Annotated in this window: 19 protein-coding genes; 15 read left to right on the top strand and 4 right to left on the bottom strand. The window is 34.8% G+C overall.

Going from position 1 to position 18,199, the window contains the following annotated elements; genetic code table 11:
- Positions 1–243 precede the first annotated feature (243 nt).
- The gene (locus tag HYG86_RS05945; RefSeq protein ID WP_213168003.1) at positions 244–1,446 is read left to right on the top strand and encodes a hypothetical protein; all 1,203 of its coding nucleotides are present in this window, start codon (positions 244–246) and stop codon (positions 1,444–1,446) included.
- A 17-nt stretch (positions 1,447–1,463) separates the two neighbouring features.
- Here HYG86_RS05945 and HYG86_RS05940 read toward each other — a convergent pair whose 3' ends face one another.
- On the bottom strand, positions 1,464–1,652 hold the full coding sequence (locus HYG86_RS05940; protein ID WP_213168002.1) for a hypothetical protein: 189 nt from the start codon (positions 1,650–1,652) through the stop codon (positions 1,464–1,466).
- A 229-nt stretch (positions 1,653–1,881) separates the two neighbouring features.
- The gene (locus HYG86_RS05935; RefSeq protein WP_213168001.1) at positions 1,882–2,109 is read right to left on the bottom strand and encodes a hypothetical protein; all 228 of its coding nucleotides are present in this window, start codon (positions 2,107–2,109) and stop codon (positions 1,882–1,884) included.
- A 454-nt stretch (positions 2,110–2,563) separates the two neighbouring features.
- On the opposite strand from HYG86_RS05935, the gene HYG86_RS05930 reads away from it, so the two are divergent.
- Positions 2,564–2,911 (top strand): DUF952 domain-containing protein, encoded by a 348-nt coding sequence (locus tag HYG86_RS05930; RefSeq protein WP_213168000.1) that lies wholly within the window; start codon positions 2,564–2,566, stop codon positions 2,909–2,911.
- Between the two features lie 559 nt (positions 2,912–3,470).
- On the opposite strand, the gene HYG86_RS05925 is transcribed toward HYG86_RS05930, so the two are convergent.
- Positions 3,471–5,029, bottom strand: a protein-coding gene (locus HYG86_RS05925) for an IS3 family transposase (protein WP_213167517.1) whose coding sequence is annotated in 2 segments (ribosomal slippage) — positions 3,471–4,561 and positions 4,561–5,029 — 1,560 coding nt in all. Because the reading frame shifts where the segments join, the coding sequence is not laid out codon by codon here.
- Between the two features lie 311 nt (positions 5,030–5,340).
- On the opposite strand from HYG86_RS05925, the gene HYG86_RS05920 reads away from it, so the two are divergent.
- From HYG86_RS05920 to HYG86_RS05870, 11 genes are all read left to right on the top strand, one after another.
- The gene (locus tag HYG86_RS05920; protein ID WP_213167999.1) at positions 5,341–5,865 is read left to right on the top strand and encodes an AAA family ATPase; all 525 of its coding nucleotides are present in this window, start codon (positions 5,341–5,343) and stop codon (positions 5,863–5,865) included.
- A 341-nt stretch (positions 5,866–6,206) separates the two neighbouring features.
- The gene (locus HYG86_RS05915; RefSeq protein ID WP_213167998.1) at positions 6,207–6,656 is read left to right on the top strand and encodes a hypothetical protein; all 450 of its coding nucleotides are present in this window, start codon (positions 6,207–6,209) and stop codon (positions 6,654–6,656) included.
- Between the two features lie 150 nt (positions 6,657–6,806).
- Positions 6,807–7,493, top strand: coding sequence for a 5'-methylthioadenosine/adenosylhomocysteine nucleosidase (locus HYG86_RS05910; protein WP_213167997.1), 687 nt, complete (start codon positions 6,807–6,809; stop codon positions 7,491–7,493).
- 257 nt (positions 7,494–7,750) lie between these two features.
- Entirely contained in the window at positions 7,751–8,500 is a 750-nt protein-coding gene (locus HYG86_RS05905; RefSeq protein ID WP_213167996.1) for a GNAT family N-acetyltransferase, read from the top strand.
- Between the two features lie 313 nt (positions 8,501–8,813).
- On the top strand, positions 8,814–9,002 hold the full coding sequence (locus tag HYG86_RS05900; protein WP_213167995.1) for a hypothetical protein: 189 nt from the start codon (positions 8,814–8,816) through the stop codon (positions 9,000–9,002).
- A gap of 433 nt (positions 9,003–9,435) precedes the next feature.
- Positions 9,436–9,786, top strand: coding sequence for an SH3 domain-containing protein (locus HYG86_RS05895; protein ID WP_213167994.1), 351 nt, complete (start codon positions 9,436–9,438; stop codon positions 9,784–9,786).
- A 410-nt stretch (positions 9,787–10,196) separates the two neighbouring features.
- On the top strand, positions 10,197–10,712 hold the full coding sequence (locus HYG86_RS05890) for a GNAT family N-acetyltransferase (RefSeq protein WP_213167993.1): 516 nt from the start codon (positions 10,197–10,199) through the stop codon (positions 10,710–10,712).
- 159 nt (positions 10,713–10,871) lie between these two features.
- Positions 10,872–11,276: an immunoglobulin-like domain-containing protein gene (locus tag HYG86_RS05885; protein WP_213167992.1), complete on the top strand. Its 405-nt coding sequence runs from the start codon at positions 10,872–10,874 to the stop codon at positions 11,274–11,276.
- A gap of 260 nt (positions 11,277–11,536) precedes the next feature.
- Complete coding sequence (locus HYG86_RS05880; RefSeq protein ID WP_213167991.1) at positions 11,537–11,755, top strand: helix-turn-helix transcriptional regulator; 219 nt, start codon at positions 11,537–11,539, stop codon at positions 11,753–11,755.
- The gene (locus HYG86_RS05875; protein ID WP_213167990.1) at positions 11,736–12,149 is read left to right on the top strand and encodes a DUF2178 domain-containing protein; all 414 of its coding nucleotides are present in this window, start codon (positions 11,736–11,738) and stop codon (positions 12,147–12,149) included. The genes HYG86_RS05880 and HYG86_RS05875 overlap by 20 nt, the downstream gene beginning before the upstream one ends.
- 311 nt (positions 12,150–12,460) lie before the next feature.
- A complete protein-coding gene (locus HYG86_RS05870) occupies positions 12,461–12,880 on the top strand; it encodes a helix-turn-helix domain-containing protein (RefSeq protein WP_213167989.1) in 420 nt (139 codons plus the stop codon).
- A gap of 129 nt (positions 12,881–13,009) precedes the next feature.
- On the opposite strand, the gene megL is transcribed toward HYG86_RS05870, so the two are convergent.
- On the bottom strand, positions 13,010–14,197 hold the full coding sequence (gene megL, locus HYG86_RS05865) for a methionine gamma-lyase (RefSeq protein ID WP_213167988.1): 1,188 nt from the start codon (positions 14,195–14,197) through the stop codon (positions 13,010–13,012).
- Between the two features lie 373 nt (positions 14,198–14,570).
- On the opposite strand from megL, the gene HYG86_RS05860 reads away from it, so the two are divergent.
- Together HYG86_RS05860 and HYG86_RS05855 are read left to right on the top strand one after the other, a co-directional pair.
- Entirely contained in the window at positions 14,571–16,619 is a 2,049-nt protein-coding gene (locus tag HYG86_RS05860) for a sigma-54 interaction domain-containing protein (protein WP_213167987.1), read from the top strand.
- A 274-nt stretch (positions 16,620–16,893) separates the two neighbouring features.
- The gene (locus HYG86_RS05855) at positions 16,894–18,195 is read left to right on the top strand and encodes a dicarboxylate/amino acid:cation symporter (protein ID WP_246451903.1); all 1,302 of its coding nucleotides are present in this window, start codon (positions 16,894–16,896) and stop codon (positions 18,193–18,195) included.
- The last annotated feature ends 4 nt before the right edge of the window (positions 18,196–18,199 follow it).

The following is an 18,199-nucleotide window of genomic DNA, read 5'->3' as shown; positions in this document are numbered from 1 at the left end:
CACCACATGCCCTCTGTCACAAGACTTGCAGTTGGATTGGTGTAGTTGGGATGGGCAAGTCTTGCGCCAGCCCTAAAGGGACGGCCACGTTGTGAATGGCCGGACGTTCTCCAAAACCACACCCATAGGATGTGAGTCCTGCTTCAATTGGCAAAAGAACACCGGGAAAATCTCGTTAATTAATATTTGATAGACTACGTAAAATAATTTTGCCATTGATAAAACTTGAAGGGGGTTAAATAGATGAATAGAGAAATAAGTAAAAAGATATGTATATTAATTGTTACTTCACTAATATTCTTGTTGACTGCCTGTGACAACTCATTAAAAAACAGCATTGAAAGTCATGTTGTTGTATTTGATGAGACAGTTATCCCAACCGAATTAATCGAAAGGCTAAAGGATAAAAAAGCAGTAGTAGTAGGGGAGTATCATGGGATACAGGAGCATAAGGATTTTGTGACAGATCTAATGTTGGATTTAAATAACTATAATCAATTTGATCAACTGCTTCTAGAAATGTCTCATTCATTAGGCTGGATTTTAGAGGATTACACCTGGGGAGTACTAGACCAATTGCCTGCTTATTTTCAAAGTCTTCCTCAGGCGGATATTTCACGAATTAGAGATTTTAACCAAAGGGTTCCTGAGGAGGAGCGAATAAGAGTAAGGGCTATAGATATTAACCACAGCCCAATCTTTATGGGAGTCTCTTTGAGGACAATGCTGGAAATTGGATTGATTGAATACAAAGAGCCAGTAGAAGAATTTTTATCTGTCTTTGATGACAACAAAGGCATCATAGAAGATAATAAAGCATTTTATAAACATGTAGAAGAATTTTATCAAAATCTAATAGCTGAAGAAGCTAATCTAACTGAAGTCTGGGGTGAGAGATACTACCACAGGATTTTAGATATTGTTGAGATTGAGATACAGAGTATTGTATGTAGAAAACCATTAGAAGAGGGAAATGTACAGTTGCGCAGCCAGCTCAGAGAGGATTTTATAAAAAATATGGTAGATGGATACTTAAAGAAAAATAATAATGGGACTATTATTAATGTTGGCTTTTATCATGCCCAAAATAGCCACTTTTTAGGCACAGAAAACAAATGGCTAGGAGAGTACCTTAAACATCAAAGTCCTTACACAAATAAAAAAAGCTACTCCCTAGTGGTGGTGCCAGCAAAAGGAGAAATTAAATGGGGAGATACTGAATACAAAACAATTGATATTACTAGGAGTGGCAGAAGAGATGAATTGCTTAGGATTATGAAAGATCTAGCAGAAGAACGTAGAGCTTTTTTATCTCTAGATGATGTATTATTTCTTGAGAAAGCAATCTATATAAACTATCACTACACTATGCTAAATATCATACCTAAGGAACAATTTGACGGATTTGTTTTACTTCCTAGAGCAACTAGAACAAAAGAATTCTAATGCTTTCTAGATTTCAATTATATAAGAGAATGTTCATATGCTTCACCTAAAACTTCAATAATATCGCTCTTTAATAATTCTTTTTGTTTTTCTAGGTAATTACATCTGTTATCTACTTCTAATAGTAATTGAACAACATTTTCTATATATTCACTTTTGTATTTAATAATCTTTTTTAAATTTATCACAACAAAGCATAAGAGCATGATTGAGGAATTTGTAATATCTCAATCTAATAGTATTAGTCCTAAAACTATGAAAAAAGCAAAAGAGTTTCTCAAAAACCATGGGTTATAGCTAAGTCAACTACGCATAACAAGCCATTCCCACAAGAGTGCGGTGTGGACAGGCTCTAGGGCTTGCCACACTACATGGCCTCTGTCACAAGCTTAAAATATGTTTTCTCTCTTTGCCTCTCTATGTCTTATATAGTAATTAGCCTATTTCCAATGTTAATTTATTTAATTCCGACTCGTTTATATCAGATATATCAAACTTCTCTGAGAAGACAAATCCAAGGTATTCATCGGGTTTCAAAATGCCATATACTAAACTCATTGGTGCTGAAAACTTACGAATTCTCAATATAATTTTCCACAGTTCCTCGATAGATTCAACTTGCCTTTGTGAGAAAAACTCATTGTTATTTGATATTGCAGCCAATGAACTGTTGAGTTGAAACCATTTACTGATTCAGAGTTGTGGGCTAAATTCTCACTCTATGAAGCTTTCATGTTGCGCAACCTTTTTCTTTTTACTCGTGGAATTTTAAACAACAGTATAGAACCATAGTACAACGACGATCATCTTGGAGCATTGTGTAATAAACTTTTAGGTCAATATATAAGCAAAGTGAGTATACTGGAATTGGAAGTTTTAGTTTAGTACTAAACACAATGGAAGAATTAATTGTATTGGAAATGAGAGAAGTTCTGAGTGGTAACAAATTAAGTAAAGACATAATTGAAAGAAGTGTAGAAATCGCGCAGTTATCCAATAGTTAACTTCAAGCTACGACAACTAACAGCATATTCCAACACATCATGAAAGCGGACGGATTGTTGCGTCGCAAATACGGAACGTTAGGTGAAATTTAGTACATAAAAGGAGGAAAATTATGATTATACATGCTCTAAAGAAAAAAGATTGGGAAAGAGCTAAAAAAAAAGGAACCTATAAAGGAGATACTTTAGCTAAGAACGGTTTTATTCACTGTTCTCCTATTGAAAAAATAGTTGATGTCGCTAATTATAATTTTAAGGGTATTGAAGGATTAGTTCTCTTGTGTATAGATGAAGATAGAGTTATTTCAGAAATTAAGTGGGAAGATTTATATAATGAAGGAAGAGATTATCCTCATATTTATGGAGAACTTAATATTGATTCTGTAATAGACGTTTTTGAATTTGAGCCCAATAAAGATGGGTACTTTGAGCTACCTGGAGGGCTTAAAAATTTAAAATAATTACAAAAATCATGCAGGACTATTTATCAATAATAATCCTAAGGAAATAACAATACATCACCCATCTAATCCATCTACACCATTGATACTTGAAAGTAAAGAGGATATTGGATAATAATAGAATATTTATTTATACTGATTTTGAAAGAGAAAAAGGTCTTACAATAACGGAAGATCAACTTGAAATAATTAAAAAAATTATTAATAGATAGGTTATTTACTTAATCAAGAAGATAGGTTGAAGTGAGAGAGAAGGGTGGATGTTCTACATTGGACTCTGATAGTAAATCAACCAGTCTTGGTGACTTCTTATAATTCCGTTATTAGCGAATTAGACAATTTAAGTTTGGTGGATATCGGTGTTTGTCAATAAAGTTGTCGCATTTTAATAAAAATAATTATGAGTTCTGGACCCGATTTGTCATTGACATGGAGCCTCTGCCCACAAGGTATAGGTCCTTAAAGGCATGCCCATAAATAATAAGTCCTGCCTTTTCAACAGGCTACCATGTGGGCCTCTCCAAGTAAATGATACGCTTCGCCAAATCTAGTCTTGTGATTACACTTGCTCTTCCTGACTAATAAGTTCCACTGCTTCTTCATCCTTAATAGGATTTAATGCCACAAACTCTGGCAACTCCCAATTTCTGATATGTCTAGCCCACCTTTCAGGATGCTTTCGTTGAGCTAGTTTATAAGCTTCGATACGTTTAGCCATTATTGCCTTATCGAGACCGTAATGTCTCTGATAGGGTGTTATAAACTTAATACCACTATGCAAATGCTCGTTGTTGTACCAACTTACAAATTTTCTTACCCATTTCCTTGCTTCATCTATTGAATGAAACCCTTTAGTAGGGTACTTCGGAACATACTTCATCGTTTTAAAAAGTGATTCAGAGTACGGATTATCATTACTTACCCTAGGTCTAGAAAATGAGCTTTGGATACCAAGCTTTTCTAGGGTTGCTTGAAATGTAGCAGCTTTCATTGGGCTACCGTTATCAGAATGAAGGACCAGGGGTCTTCCAGCTATGCCTTGTGACAAGGTTGCTTTTCTTACTAGTTGCTCTGCATATTCTGCTTTTTCTGACTCCCAAACTTCGTACGCCACTATCATTCTACTAAACATATCCAAGATTAAATATAGCTTAAAGTAAGCACCTTTTACAGAAGCATTCAACCAGGTTATGTCCCATGTCCATACCTTATTTGGAGCTGTCGCAATATGTGTAGGAGCTTCCTTTTTTATAGGCTCTTTAGTTTTAGATCTATGTGCATTCATTTTTTCTTCTCTCAATATTCGGTAAATTGTCGATTCGGAAGCAAGGTATTTACCCTCGTTAGCTAACTTCGGTACAATCTGAGAGGGAGGTAGGTCAGCGTACTCTGGGCTATTTAGCGTATCTAGTATTATGGAGCGTTCTTCATCGCTTAACTTGTTTTTGGGAACAGGCCTTTGCGCCAACGGACGTTGATCTTTTTTTACTTCATTACCCTTAGACCAGCGCTGATATGTCCGGTCGCTTATATTCAATTCTGCACAGGCTGGTCTTAATCTAGCACCACTATCTACTGCCTCTTTGATCAGCTTTACTGCGTCTACACGATCTGAGTCACTGATCAGTCTTCCTCGGGGTCCCCCCAAATCGCGTTTGCCTTTTTTCTAAGTACCAGTAAAGCAGCCGTTTCAGCTAATGCCTTTTCTTTCATACGAAGTTCTTTTTCTAGCTCTTTAGCTTTTAGTTTTTCCTCTTTAAGCTCATTCTTTATCTTTTTAGTATCTTCCACAGGTTCATTATTAGCATTAAGACACTGATCTTTCCAGGCTTTAACTTCCTCTACATAAAGGCCTTTTCTCCTACAATACTCTGCTAGTTGCAGTTCCGATAGAGTGGCTGTCTCTAAAACAACATGAAACTTATCTTTGGATGTCCACTTATCCTTGGGCTTTTGCTTTCTTAAACTACCATTGCTCCTTTTTACCCATGTATAGATAGTTGAGCTTGGTATCCCTAGCTCTTCTGATAAATCATTCACTGTCTCTGATGAAGGGGGCTCAAGCCTCTTTAAAACTGTATCTATAAAATCTTGACTATACTTGCTAGTTCTAGGCATATTCTCTCTCCTTAGGTTCATTGTCGTATTTTCTATTATACATCAATTTCTTACGACAACTATCCTAACACATAGGGATATATAAGGTCGTGTATTAACGGACAGCAGATAACACAATATTTGCGCAAGGGGCGGGATGGATAGGATATGGGGCAAGCCGCACCACTTGTCCTCTGTCATAATACTTGCAGCTCGGAACGGTAATGAGGGAGAGGCAAATCTTGCGCCAGCCCCAAAGGGACGCCACGTCGCAAACACGAGAACGTTATCGGAAATTCCCAAAGTGCATTAATTAGGAGGATTAACCTCAAATGAAAAAAATATTAGTAATTGGAATTGTAGCAAGTGGTAAAACAACATTAGCCAAAAGATTATCAAAGACACTAGGTATCCCATGGTTTGAACTTGACTGTATTGTTTATCATCAAACAGAAAACGAAAGATATAAACGAACTCAAGAAGAACAAATTGCGGTAATTAACAATATTGATAGCGGGGGATCATGGATATTTGAAGGAACAGATAGAGAATCTTACCGATGCTTATTTGATATGGCTGATACAATCATTTTTCTTGATACACCCTTATGGAAAAGGAAGTCAAGAATTTTTATACGTTTTCTAAAACAAAAATTCGGTTTTGAAAAGAGTCATTATAAATCAGATATAAAAATGCTAAAGATGATGTACAAATGGACAATAGATTTTGAAAGAAATCGGGTTAGTTTCGAAGAGAAATTAAAATTGTACAACAAAAAACTTATTAGATTAGCTGACAATAAAAACTTGAAACCATTTCAACCTGATAGTTATTCGAAGAGTGGCAACATCCGATAACACCGTATTCACGCGACGGGACCTAAAGGCCCCTTGGTCTACAGAGGCATTTCGGAGAAGTCGATTCAGGAATCTTCGGGGTCAGGCTTGAAGTTTTTCCATTCTTGGAAAAACTTCTTTTTTTTGTCCGTTTTGAAGGTTATCTAGATTTGTTGTTGAATAATTTATTAAACATATAATTCGGAAATAACAGAGATGGTCCTTATGCCTAGAAAGCCTAGGATAGAATATCCAGGAGCTTTTTATCATGTAATGTGCAGAGGTAACAGTGGGGAGTATATTTTTCGTAATGATAATGATAAAGAATAAAAAAATTTATAAATAAGGAGAAGAGAACTAATATGAAAAAAAAAGTTTTGTTAATCAGTTTTTTATCTTTGATTTTAGTGGTAGGTATATTAGGAGTGGTGTATAAAGGTTTATTGTATCAAAATGATTTTAAGAATATAGAATTAAGAGTAAGGAACGTTGATAAAGAAATAACTGCTTATAAAAAATATATAGAAGATGGACAACAAACAGATGAACATAATTTTTTAAATTTTGAGCTAGAGACGATAGCTATAGATGCAACTAATACTGAGTTGGAATTGATCTATACTAATAAAAAACTTAAGAATTATTCTATTAATAGAATAATTCTTAAAGATAATGAACCACTTATTTTATTGATGGATGGAAATAAACTAACTTTACCTAATGATTTAGGAACTTATACTATAATTTTAGCGATTACAAACTTTGAGACTAATGAAATGGTTAAATTTGGATTTAATGTTATTGTAAATTAAAAAACTGATAGTTTTATGTTGTGTTTAAATAATAGAAGACTGTTATCTATCAACTCATTTGGTTAAAGATCTCGAAAAAGATTATTCAGAAGAGATTATATCAAGAGGGGCAAGTCTCTGTGTATCCAAATTCGAACAGGAGATGAGAAAATGAAAATCATAGGAATTATGGGAGCAATGGATTTAGAAATAAAATTATTGAGAGATAAAATGAATGTAAGTAATAATGAAAAAGTAGCAGGTTTTAATTACTATATTGGAGAAATTGAGGGAAATCAAGTAATCTTAACATGTTGTGGAGTTGGAAAGGTAAATGCTGCATCCTGTACCCAAATTTTAATAGATAGATATGGAGTAGATTGTATTATAAATACTGGAATAGCTGGTGGATTACACAACAATGTGAAAATATGTGACGTAATAATCTCGGACAATGTTACATATCATGATGTGAGAAAAGCTCAAATGAAATCATGCTTTCCTTATAAAGAATTTTTTGATGGAGATAAAGAATTGATTGAACTTGCGTTAAATGCCTGTAAGCTAAATAATAATAGCGATTTGAACTATCATTTGGGGAGAATTGTTAGTGGTGAAAGCTTTGTATCAGATGACAATTTAAAAAAGAAAATAGTAGAAGAATACTCGCCACATTGTGTAGAAATGGAAGGAGCTGCAATTGGCCATGTAGCTAATATTAATGATGTACCATTTGTTATAATAAGAAGCATTTCAGATAATGCAGATAATGAAGCAACTATGAGTTATGAAAAATTTGAGAAAATCTCAGCTGAAAACTCAGCAAACATAGTTTTAAATATGTTAAGGACGCTATAGGAGTATTTATCTGTATTATGTAAAAAGGGAATTTAAACGACTTCCCATAACATAACATTTGCACAGGGATGTTGGGAGCAGTTTTTGTAGGCAGGTTCAGCGCCACACCTTCTCACTGGGAGCGAAGCTCCGTTTAGGGTATTACTCTGGGGTTCAGTTCTAAGGCGTTGCAAATGCGCCACGTTAGATGCAATCCCATGCAGAACTTATGGCGGCGACATCGTGCCGCAAAGAAGGGTTTTTAGGAGGGCAAAACAATGAGCAATGAATTTATAAATTTAACTACAGGTAATATTGCAAATGAGCATTTGTGTTGCGCTATCGCCGATAAGAAACATCAATGTGGTGTTAATATTAAAAAAGCTTGGCTTGCTGAAAGAATTCCAGAGGGACATGTATTTAGAAAGCTAAATGAGAAAGGTAAGGTTTTCATTGAATATGCGCCACTTGAAAAGGCATGGGTGCCAGTTGTTGGGGATAACTACATTTACATCTACTGCCTTTGGGTTTCAGGTAGCTTTAAGGGAAAAGGATATGCCAAAGAATTGCTCGACTATTGTATTGCGGACGCAAAAAAACAAGATATGGCTGGTGTTTGCATAATCAGCTCAAAAAAGAAAAAACCTTTTCTTTCAGATAAAAAGTTCATGCAAAAATTTGGTTTTAAAACTGTTGATACTATTCATGGTGAGTATGAACTTATGGCATTGTCTTTTGGTAACTTACAGCCGCAGTTTACGCCAAATATAAAAACGCATAAAATAGATAGTGAAATGCTGACTATTTATTATGGATTGCAATGCCCATATATTCCCAATTGCATAGAACAAATTGAAACATATTGTAACTCAAACAACATTCCGTTTAAACTGATAAAAGTTGACACATTAGAAAAAGCGAAAAAACTTCCTTGTGTGTTTAATAATTGGGCTGTTTTTTATAAAGGTAAGTTTGAAACAGTACATTTACTTAACGAGGGCTATTTGAAGAAGATGCTTAACAGATGAGAACATAATCTGTATACAAACAACATACAATCCTTATATTCAAAATAGTATATGAGTTTTAGTAGAGATTGAGGCGCCACGTCCGTATGGCCCTGTCTTCTCGGGGCATGTAACAGCATCTAACAGTGTATTCCCAAAATCTGAGAGACGGTGAAAGTAGCAACCAGACTTCGGGAGTACGCGGATCGTTATCTTGCAAACCTTAGCAAAGTGTTCAGTTAGTAGTTGACTTATGTTGAAAGAAGAAATATATGAGAAAAGAGTTAGTCATATAAGTAGAATTATGTGAAATAAAATAAAGTGAGGTTTTTCTATGAAAAAGGAATTAAAGAAGGTTAGAAATACCCGAATAATCGCAGGAATTACACAGATATCATTTTTTTCAATATTATTAAATAATGGATTGTGTGTAATTGCTATTTTCATTGGAAGTTTGGCAGTTTTGAGTTTTTTAGCTGCTTATAAGAGTCATAAATCAATTATTAGAAATTATAATAATTGATTTAGTGAACATTATTTATAAATTACGATATCGGTGAACAAAAAATGGTTAGTGATGTAAAAAAATATTGGCATTGACGGACAGCAGATAGCACAATATTCCCACAAGGGTGCGGTGTGGACAGGCTCTGGGGCTAGGCGCACCACGTCCTCTGTCACAAGACTTGCAGCTTGGGACGGCAATAAGGGATAGGCAAGTCTTGCCCCAGCCCTAAAGGGACGGCCACTTTGGAAGTGGCTGGGGCGTTTTCCGAAACCATACGTTGAAACAGTAGATCATGGCGTTGATTATTTAATAACGTAATAGTTATACAAATTTGTAAACACATCGATACAGAAAACAGTCAATTTGGGCAACAGTTTTTACAGTTTGATTTTAAAGAGGATATTTTGGGACAAGCAGACTGAATTTTAAAATATAAGGAGATGCAAGCATGAGTAAGTATAGAGTGATTAAAAACAGAAAAACCGATTCAGATAATCCAATAGTTTTATATAAAGGTGACAAAGTTATATGTATTGAAGAGTCCAGTGTAGATGGAGATTGGGCTGGGTGGATTTATTGTAAAAGGGAAAATAATGAAGGATGGGTTCCGAAGCAAATAATTAATAGAAATGATGATATAGGTACTGTATTAGAAGATTATGATGCAAGAGAATTTGATATAGAAGTAGATGAAATTATAATTATGAATAAAATATTAAATGGTTGGATATGGGGAACTAAACAATATGATCCGCTCACAAAAGGATGGGCTCCACTAAATCATTTAGAAGAAGTTTAATATTTAAAGTGAACAGAAGAATTGGTGAGTCATGAAATGTTATTTTGTATAATTTATATTTTAATGTGATGTGACAATCAAAAGATAGCTCTAAGAGGGAGATATCCTGTTTCCACCTGAGCACGGGGGTGTATGGCATCGGAGAACAAAACATAAAGTTGCTGAAAGCACGTGTCTAGGGCAGATTCAGCACCACACCTTCTCACTGGGTGCGAGCTCCTTTTAAGGGGTATTGCTCTGGGTTCCAGTTCGAAGGCGTTGGAAATGGCTGGGATGTTATAGGAAATAGTGATATGGGGATTTTCTTTCTTTGGTGTCTATTTTAAAGCAAAGTGATACATATTTAGTAGAATTAGATTCAATAAGACTATTTAGAACGTAGATAAATTGCAAGAAAAGGAGTTTGGAGAATGAAAACCAAGGATATAGTAACAGAAAGAATGATACTTAAGAGTATGACTTTAGACGATTGTGATTTTGCGGCCAAATTATGGGGGGATCCTGAGACTGGGAAATACTTGAATAATCCACCATATAAAAATGGTGATGAACTCAGAGAAATAATCTTTGATATTGATGATTGGCAAGACGAATATCCCTTTATAGCATATGATAAGGTGACAAATAAACCAATAGGAACTTGTTGTATAGGAACAGAGGGGCCAGAAGGAGAATGGGGGTTTGGATATGATGTTGTAAAAGAACTATGGGGGAATGGATATGCGACTGAAATGGCAAAAGCAATGATTAAATTTGCCTACTCACTGGGGGTGCGAGATTTTTATTGTACTGTAGCTACAGATAATATAGCATCTTGCCGTGTGATGGAAAAATGTGGACTTAAGGCAGATATAGCTAGTAGTTTTAAAAACCATAACACTGGTGTTGAACATGAATCTACTATTTACAAAATGAAATTAAAATAGATAATGGATTTAAAAACCTGTTTATAAGTTCGTACAAATGATATTGACAAAAAATTATATAAAGTTAAAATTGAATTTATATAAAACATTTTCAGAAACTTAGGAGTATGGATAACTCTGTCTTTGAGTTGTGAAACTAAAATGTAAGGAGGTAATAGTATGAATTCACGTAAAATTATACTTGCCGTCTTGATTGTAGTAATTATTATTATTGTTTATGTTAGTACAAACAATAGTCCTCAACTAAGTTTGAACGTAGACGTTATTTCATCGGGTGATGATTTAACAATAACCATAAATAACAGGAGCTGGAACACGATATACTTTGGACAAAAGTACGAAATACAACGATATACAAACAATGAGTGGGAAACTATTTATATTCCAGATGGTTGGGAAGATATCGCGTATAGTCTGAAACCAAGAAAGAAGTTTGAGCAGGTAATACTCTTTGTTCCATCAGAACCAGGTCAGTACCGTATACTAAAAGAAGTGTTTTCTGACCTGAGTGATGAAGAAACAGCAAAAATAATTATTGCTGAATTTACTGTTTCAAAACAATGACCATAGTAAGCTAATTTATAATATCACTAATAAGACTCCAAACACTGTTACAATACCGCTCAGCTTGAGCGGTATTATTTTTGGTGCGCCGGATGTGCGTTAACTTGGCGATGAAAGTCCGTTGTGTGGTCATTATCCACTATCGCCATGGGATAAAACTAGTCAAAATTTCAGAAATATATGTAAAGTTGGCTTGACAAATTATTAGTAGTAGTATATCTTTAATGTAAAGGAAGCTTTACGTTAAAGGAGGTAGGCTATTGAAGAATCGCTTGGAAGAGATCCGTAAGAAACGAGCTTTAAAGCAGGATGAACTTGCTGAAATATTACAGGTTTCAAGACAGACTATTAGTTCTTTAGAAAACGGGAAGTATAATCCATCTATTCAGCTTGCTTTCAAAATTGCTTGTTACTTTAAGATGAGTATTGAGGAAATATTTATTTATGAGGGGGATGAAAATGGTGGAAAAGGTGAGTAGGTATTACAGGAGATTATTTATTCTGGCCATAGTAGGTTACTTCCTAGGAGGTACGGTATATGTGCTTTTCGGAGGAGAAAATAACGGTTTGCGTTTCATAGCAGCAGCTTTAGGTTCAGCCATTTTAATGATATTAGGAGAATTGTATCAGTTTAAGAAGGATCCAAAATTAAAGGGTGAAATTAAGATTCTGTCTGATGATGAGCGTAATCACGCAATTCAAGGTAGGGCAGCAAGGTTTACATTAATAATAACTTACATTACATTATTTATAATTGCGTTCATAGGAATAGTACTTAGAAGCGGAGCTATTTCCTATGGGGCTGCAACAGTAACATTATTTTTAGCAGCAGTGAATAGAGTAGCTCAATTTCAATGGAATAAAAGGATGTAAATAATCCCACCCTAGCCCTTACAAGTTATGGAGATAGAAAGCCTAGGCAAATAATGCGTAGGCTTTTTTGCGCTATCGTCCTAACTAAGGGTGTAGTTATAACAGAGGATGGCTACCGGCAAATCGTCAAGATATTTTAAAGGAAGTAAAAGTTTATTACATATTAGGAGGAAGAACATTATTTGCGAGGAAAGCAAACACTAAACTGCTACTAAACCATCTATTTACTTGGTTCTACTTGTGGTAGGTTGAGTAAACTGCATTTGTGATTTAAGATGTATTTATACAAAACATACGAGGAGTGATTTAAAATGGAAAATAAATCTATGGGAGAAGTAATTTCCGAACATAGAAAAGAAAATGATATGACACAAGCAGTACTAGCAAAAAGATTGGGAGTAACAGATAAGGCAGTATCAAAATGGGAACGCAATATTTCCTGTCCTGACATAAGCACTATTCCTAAACTTGCAGAAGTACTTGGTGTATCTGTTGAAGGGTTAATGCAGGGTAGAGAAAATAGTAAAAACGGATTTCAACAGCTTGAAAGACGAGATTTAAAGCAAATATTTTCTCTTTTTATAAAATGCGTAGCTATTTCAATAGGTGTCGGAACTTTTGTTTTGAATCTCTTGGGAGTGATTTCTTCAAATGATGCGGTTAAACTACTTAGTTTGGCAGTTATTTGTTTAGGGTTATATTGCTTTTTTCCAGAAGAAAAAGAAGGCTGAAAATATAGGGAAGCGCGCCCATGGAGCTGCTGAGTCCGAGGGTCGTAAACACGAAAACGTTATGTCGCAATTAATCCATATAAAATAAAAAGGTGGGAGTGGGTCTTAAGAGAAAAATCGGAAATGGTGTTACGCTCTAATTAAACTTAATCCATGTAACAAATCATCAATAATATCTTGATAATTTTCTAACCCTACAGATAAGCGAATTAATCCATCAGAAAAGCCTGCTGCTTCTATTTCTTCTTTAGAGTATGCAGAGTGTGTCATAGACCCAGGATGCTGTATCAATGTTTCAACATCTCCTAAGCTTACTGCAAGGGTACATAAGTGAAGATTATTAATTAGGTTTATTGCATCATTGAACCCACCTTTAACTTCAAATGATATTACACCACCAAATTTTCTCATTTGTTTTTTTGCAATCTTATATCCTGAATTAGACGGCAAACCTGGATAGTATACATTTTCAATCATTTCATGACTTTCAAGGAATTCAGCAACCATTTGTGCATTGTAAGAGTGGGCATCCATACGATGTTTTAGAGTTTTTAGTCCCCTAAGGATTAGAAAAGCATCATTAGGACTTAAAACTGCTCCTGTGATATCTTTGAGACCAATACTACGAATTTGATCCATTACATCTTTTTTGCCAACTGCCATACCTGCAACTACATCGCCATGACCATTTAGGTATTTCGTTGCAGAATGCAAAACGATATCCGCACCTAATTTTAACGGTTGTGTAATATATGGTGTAGCGAAAGTATTATCAACCACAATTTTACAGTCTGATTTCTTTTTATGTACCTCAATACATAATTTATTGATATCAACTATTTTCATACTTGGATTGGCTGGGGTCTCGAAATATACCACCTTGGTGTTAGATTTGATAGATTGAATAACTGAGTTTATATCACTACAATCTATAAAGTCAACTTCAATATCAAATCTACTAAATGTATGGGCCATAAGGGAAAAAGTACAGCCGTATAACATTTTATCAGCAACTATGTGATCACCGCTGCTAAGAAAGCTTAATAGAGTTCCTGATATCGCGCCCATACCTGAAGAAAATGCCACGCATGATTCGCCATCTTCCATGGCTGCAAGCTTTTTCTCAAGAGTACGTACAGTTGGATTCCCAAGACGAGTATACATATATCCATCATGTCTTCCTGCGAATCTATCCCCTCCTTGTTCGGCATTATCAAATACAAATGTGGAGGTTTGGAAAATTGGTGTTGTTAATGACCCAAAAGCATTTTTCTCGTTACCCTGATGAATAGCTTTAGTTTCAAAATTATTGTACATGTATAACTCCTACCTTTCATTGTTTTATTTTTTTAAACAGAAGTACTGTGTAAGTGATTTCAACACGCCTATCCCTCTATATGTGACTATTATGCAAAAAGTGTGCCAAAATTGAAAAATGTTTTCTTTTAGATTAAAATAAGCTAAGTCATATTTATATAAACATCCTAATAACTGTTTTTGCTAATGTTTAAAATTACTTGGGAAAAAACTTGTCCCTAATATAAAACAAGCATTAAATGGGTTATCTGTTTTCAGATAACCCATTTAATCCTAATCTTGTTATATCAAGATTAAATCCTTGTAAAATATGATTTTTGATAATAATATAAAGATGAGGGAAAATTCATTCAGGCATTAGAGGGGGAGGACTATGAAAAAAAGATTAGGTATTATAACCTTAAGTGTAGATGTGGGACAAACTTATAGAGATCAGCTTTCAAAGGTTTTGGATTCAGAAGTAGAGATACTGACATTCTCTTTTGAGAATAATGACTTTGATAACATAGAGAAGATAGAGAACCTTAAAAGACTAGATGCTATTTTGATTAGTACTCAATCTCAATACGAGATACTAAAGAAATACATTGACAAGGATTTTAATATCGTTATAGCAAAACTTACACTATCGAAAAAAGGATATGACACTTTGAAATCCTTAGGTAATATGGATACAGTTATGATGGTAAACCTAAGTCTTGAAATGTCCTTGGAAACTATAACCTTGTTGTACCAATTGGGATTTGATTATCTGAAGTTTTTCCCAGTTTACCCTAATATGGAAAAAGTTCCTGATGCTGAAGTAGCCATTACAACTGGCGAGTTACGTTTTGTTCCCGAAAAGGCTAAAAAGACATATGATTTAGGACATAGGCTGATTGACAAAAATACTGTTATAGAGTTATTAGTAGCCCTAGGACTAGAGGAATACCTTACAAAAAAAAGTACGAGGGATTACTTTGGAACCTTGGTGTCTACTAATGTGGGTGTAGAATATCTTTTAAGTAAGTCAAATATTTTAAAGAATCAGTTTGATACTCTCTTGAGTTTGATGGATAAAGGAGTAATTTGTGTTGATAAGGACAATACTGTAACTTCGTGTAACGGTAGTGCTGAAAAAATAGTTAAGATCAATCAAACTGATATGATTGGAAAAAATGCTCAGTACATATTACCAGAAATTGATTTTAGCAATACTAAAGTGCTAAATAGGTTGATTAAGATTAAAAAAAAATACATAACCCTCTCTATCTATGGAATAGAAGGGAAAAATGGGGAATTTAATGGTGCTTATGCCATAATAGAGGACTTTCAATCTAAAGAAAATACCCAAAATAAATTGAGACTACAGTTGATGAACAAAGGACATATAGCAAAATATAATATCCAACATATTATAGGAGAAAGTAAGGAGATAACCGAAGTAAAGGACCTTATCCGAAGGATGGCAAAATCAAGTTCTTCTGTATTGATAACAGGGGAGAGTGGTACAGGAAAGGAACTGGTTGCTCAGGCTATTCACAATCTTTCCCAAAACAAGGATAAGCACTTTGTTGCAATAAATTGTGCTGCTTTTAACACTTCTCTATTGGAAAGTGAACTCTTTGGATATGAAGCAGGGGCATTTACAGGTGCTTCTAAAGAGGGTAGTAAAGGTATATTTGAAATGGCCAATAACGGAACTTTGTTTCTAGACGAAATTGGGGAAATGCCCTTAGAACTTCAAGTGAAACTTTTAAGGGTTATTCAAGAACGGGAAATTATGCGGGTAGGCGGGCAGGAAGTCATCAAGGTGAACTTAAGGATTATTGCAGCAACTAACTTGAACTTAGCCCATGAGATATTAAAAGGAACTTTTAGAAAAGATCTATACTATAGGTTAAATGTCTTGCCTATAAATGTTCCTCCTTTGAGAAAGAGGAAGGAAGATATTCCTCTTTTATTTGATTACTTTATGATAAGAAATAACTGCAAGTATGTTATCAGTAGGGAAGCAATAGAATTATTGAAGAATTATAGGTGGGATGGAAACATACGGGAGCTCATCAACGGTGTAGAATATCTAGACAACCTTGGGAAGAGTACAATTTCCATAGAGGACCTGCCATATCATATTAAAAATAATGTAAATGAACAGGATGCTAGAATAGATAAAAAGAGAGAAATGCCCTTTAAATTTGATAACGAGAGATACGCGGTTGTATTAGAAATTTTATACGAATCTTTCAAAAAAAGATTGAAGGTGGGTAGGAAGCTAATAAGTGAAAGAGCATATGAAAAAAATCATCACTTATCAGAGTATGATGTAAAAAAAATTATGCAAGAACTCTCAAAACTAGAATTAGTCAATATCAACCTCGGAAGAGGAGGAACTACCATTAGTGATAAAGGGATAAAACTAATGGAGGTAAATCAGCAATAGGGTTAAATGGGTTATCTGGCGACAGATAACCCATTTATTATTTAGGAAGTGGATCTCATAATATTTTCTTTTTATATAAAGTCGCCCATAAGGATGAAAGAAAAAACGTGTTTATTCCCGCCAGCCAGTGTAGTTGGTGCTTATTTATAAGTTTTATAAACTGATATTAGAATAATGGCACGATTGTTGCTAAATTCACATAGTGAGAGGAGGAAGAGTATATTTAAGATTTTAGTTAGTAAATCAGGTGGAATTAAAAAAACAGGAGGGAATTATGATGTCAAGTGAAAAGATCAGTAAAAAGAGCGTTTTTAAAAACTATAAGTCCTTAATATTATTAGTCTTAGGTATCGTTGTAGGTTGTATTGTTGGGCTAATTTATAAGGAAAAAGCTGTAGTCCTTAAACCTTTTGGACAGTTATTTCTCAATATGATGTTTACAGCTGTTGTACCTTTGGTGTTTTTCAGTTTATCAAGTTCTATTGCTAAAATGACAAATATGAAGAGACTAGGTAAGATTCTAAGACATTCTTTGATGGTTTTTGTGATCACAGGGATTATTGCCTCGGTATTTATAATTATGGTTGTCAGTGTTTTCCCACCCGCTCAAGGAGTGGAAATTGATTTTGGTGGATATGAAGAGCCCGCAAAGATGAACATCTTAGATCAGGTTGTAAGTGCAATTTCTGTAAACGATTTTAATCTCATTCTTTCAAAAGGCGCTATGTTACCTTTGATTATTTTTTCTATTACACTTGGGTATTGTATCCGTTTTGTCAGCAAAGGTAACGAGAATAATTCAGTTGTAAGTTTTCTTGATATTATGGCTGAGGCCTTCATGAAAATGATTAGAATTATTATGCTTTATGCACCTATAGGGCTAGGAGCATATTTTGCTGCCCTTATCGGAGAATTTGGTTCTCAGCTCTTAGGTGCCTACAGTAGGGCAGTCATCATGTTCTATCCTATCTGCGTTGCGTACTTTTTAACTGCATTTACTCTTTATGTTTATTTTGCAGGTGGCATTAAAGGTGTTAAAGTATTTTATAAAAATATTTTCCCATCAGTCGTTACATCTCTAGCTACCCAAAGCTCTATAGCTACTTTGCCAACAAACTTAGCGGCCACAAAACGTATGAACGTAAAGGATGACATTAGTAATATCATCTTACCTATGGGTGCCACCATACACATGGATGGAACTGCGCTAACCAGCCTGATGAAAATTGCTTTCTTATTTGGAATTTTTGGATTGGAATTTAGCGGAATAGGAGTTTGGAGTACAGCAATACTAATTTCTGTTATGTCTGGGGTTATCTTAAGTGGTATTCCAGGAGGGGGAATGATGGGCTGTATTATGATTGTGAGCTTCTATGGTTTTAATCCCGAAGTCCTTCCAATCGTGGTAACTATCGGTCTTTTAACAGACGCGGTGGCAACTATGATTAATTCCACTGGAGATGTTGTTGTAAGTATGATGGTCAGTAGAACGGTAGATGGCAGGCATTGGATGGAAAAAACAGATGGAAACAAAGAGGAAATCTTAGGTTCATCTGCTGAGGTATCACTAAACTAGCCAA

Origin of the sequence: Alkalicella caledoniensis (assembly GCF_014467015.1) — a bacterium.
Lineage (GTDB): Bacteria > Bacillota > Proteinivoracia > Proteinivoracales > Proteinivoracaceae > Alkalicella > Alkalicella caledoniensis.
This window is presented reverse-complemented; position numbering and strand designations above follow the sequence as displayed.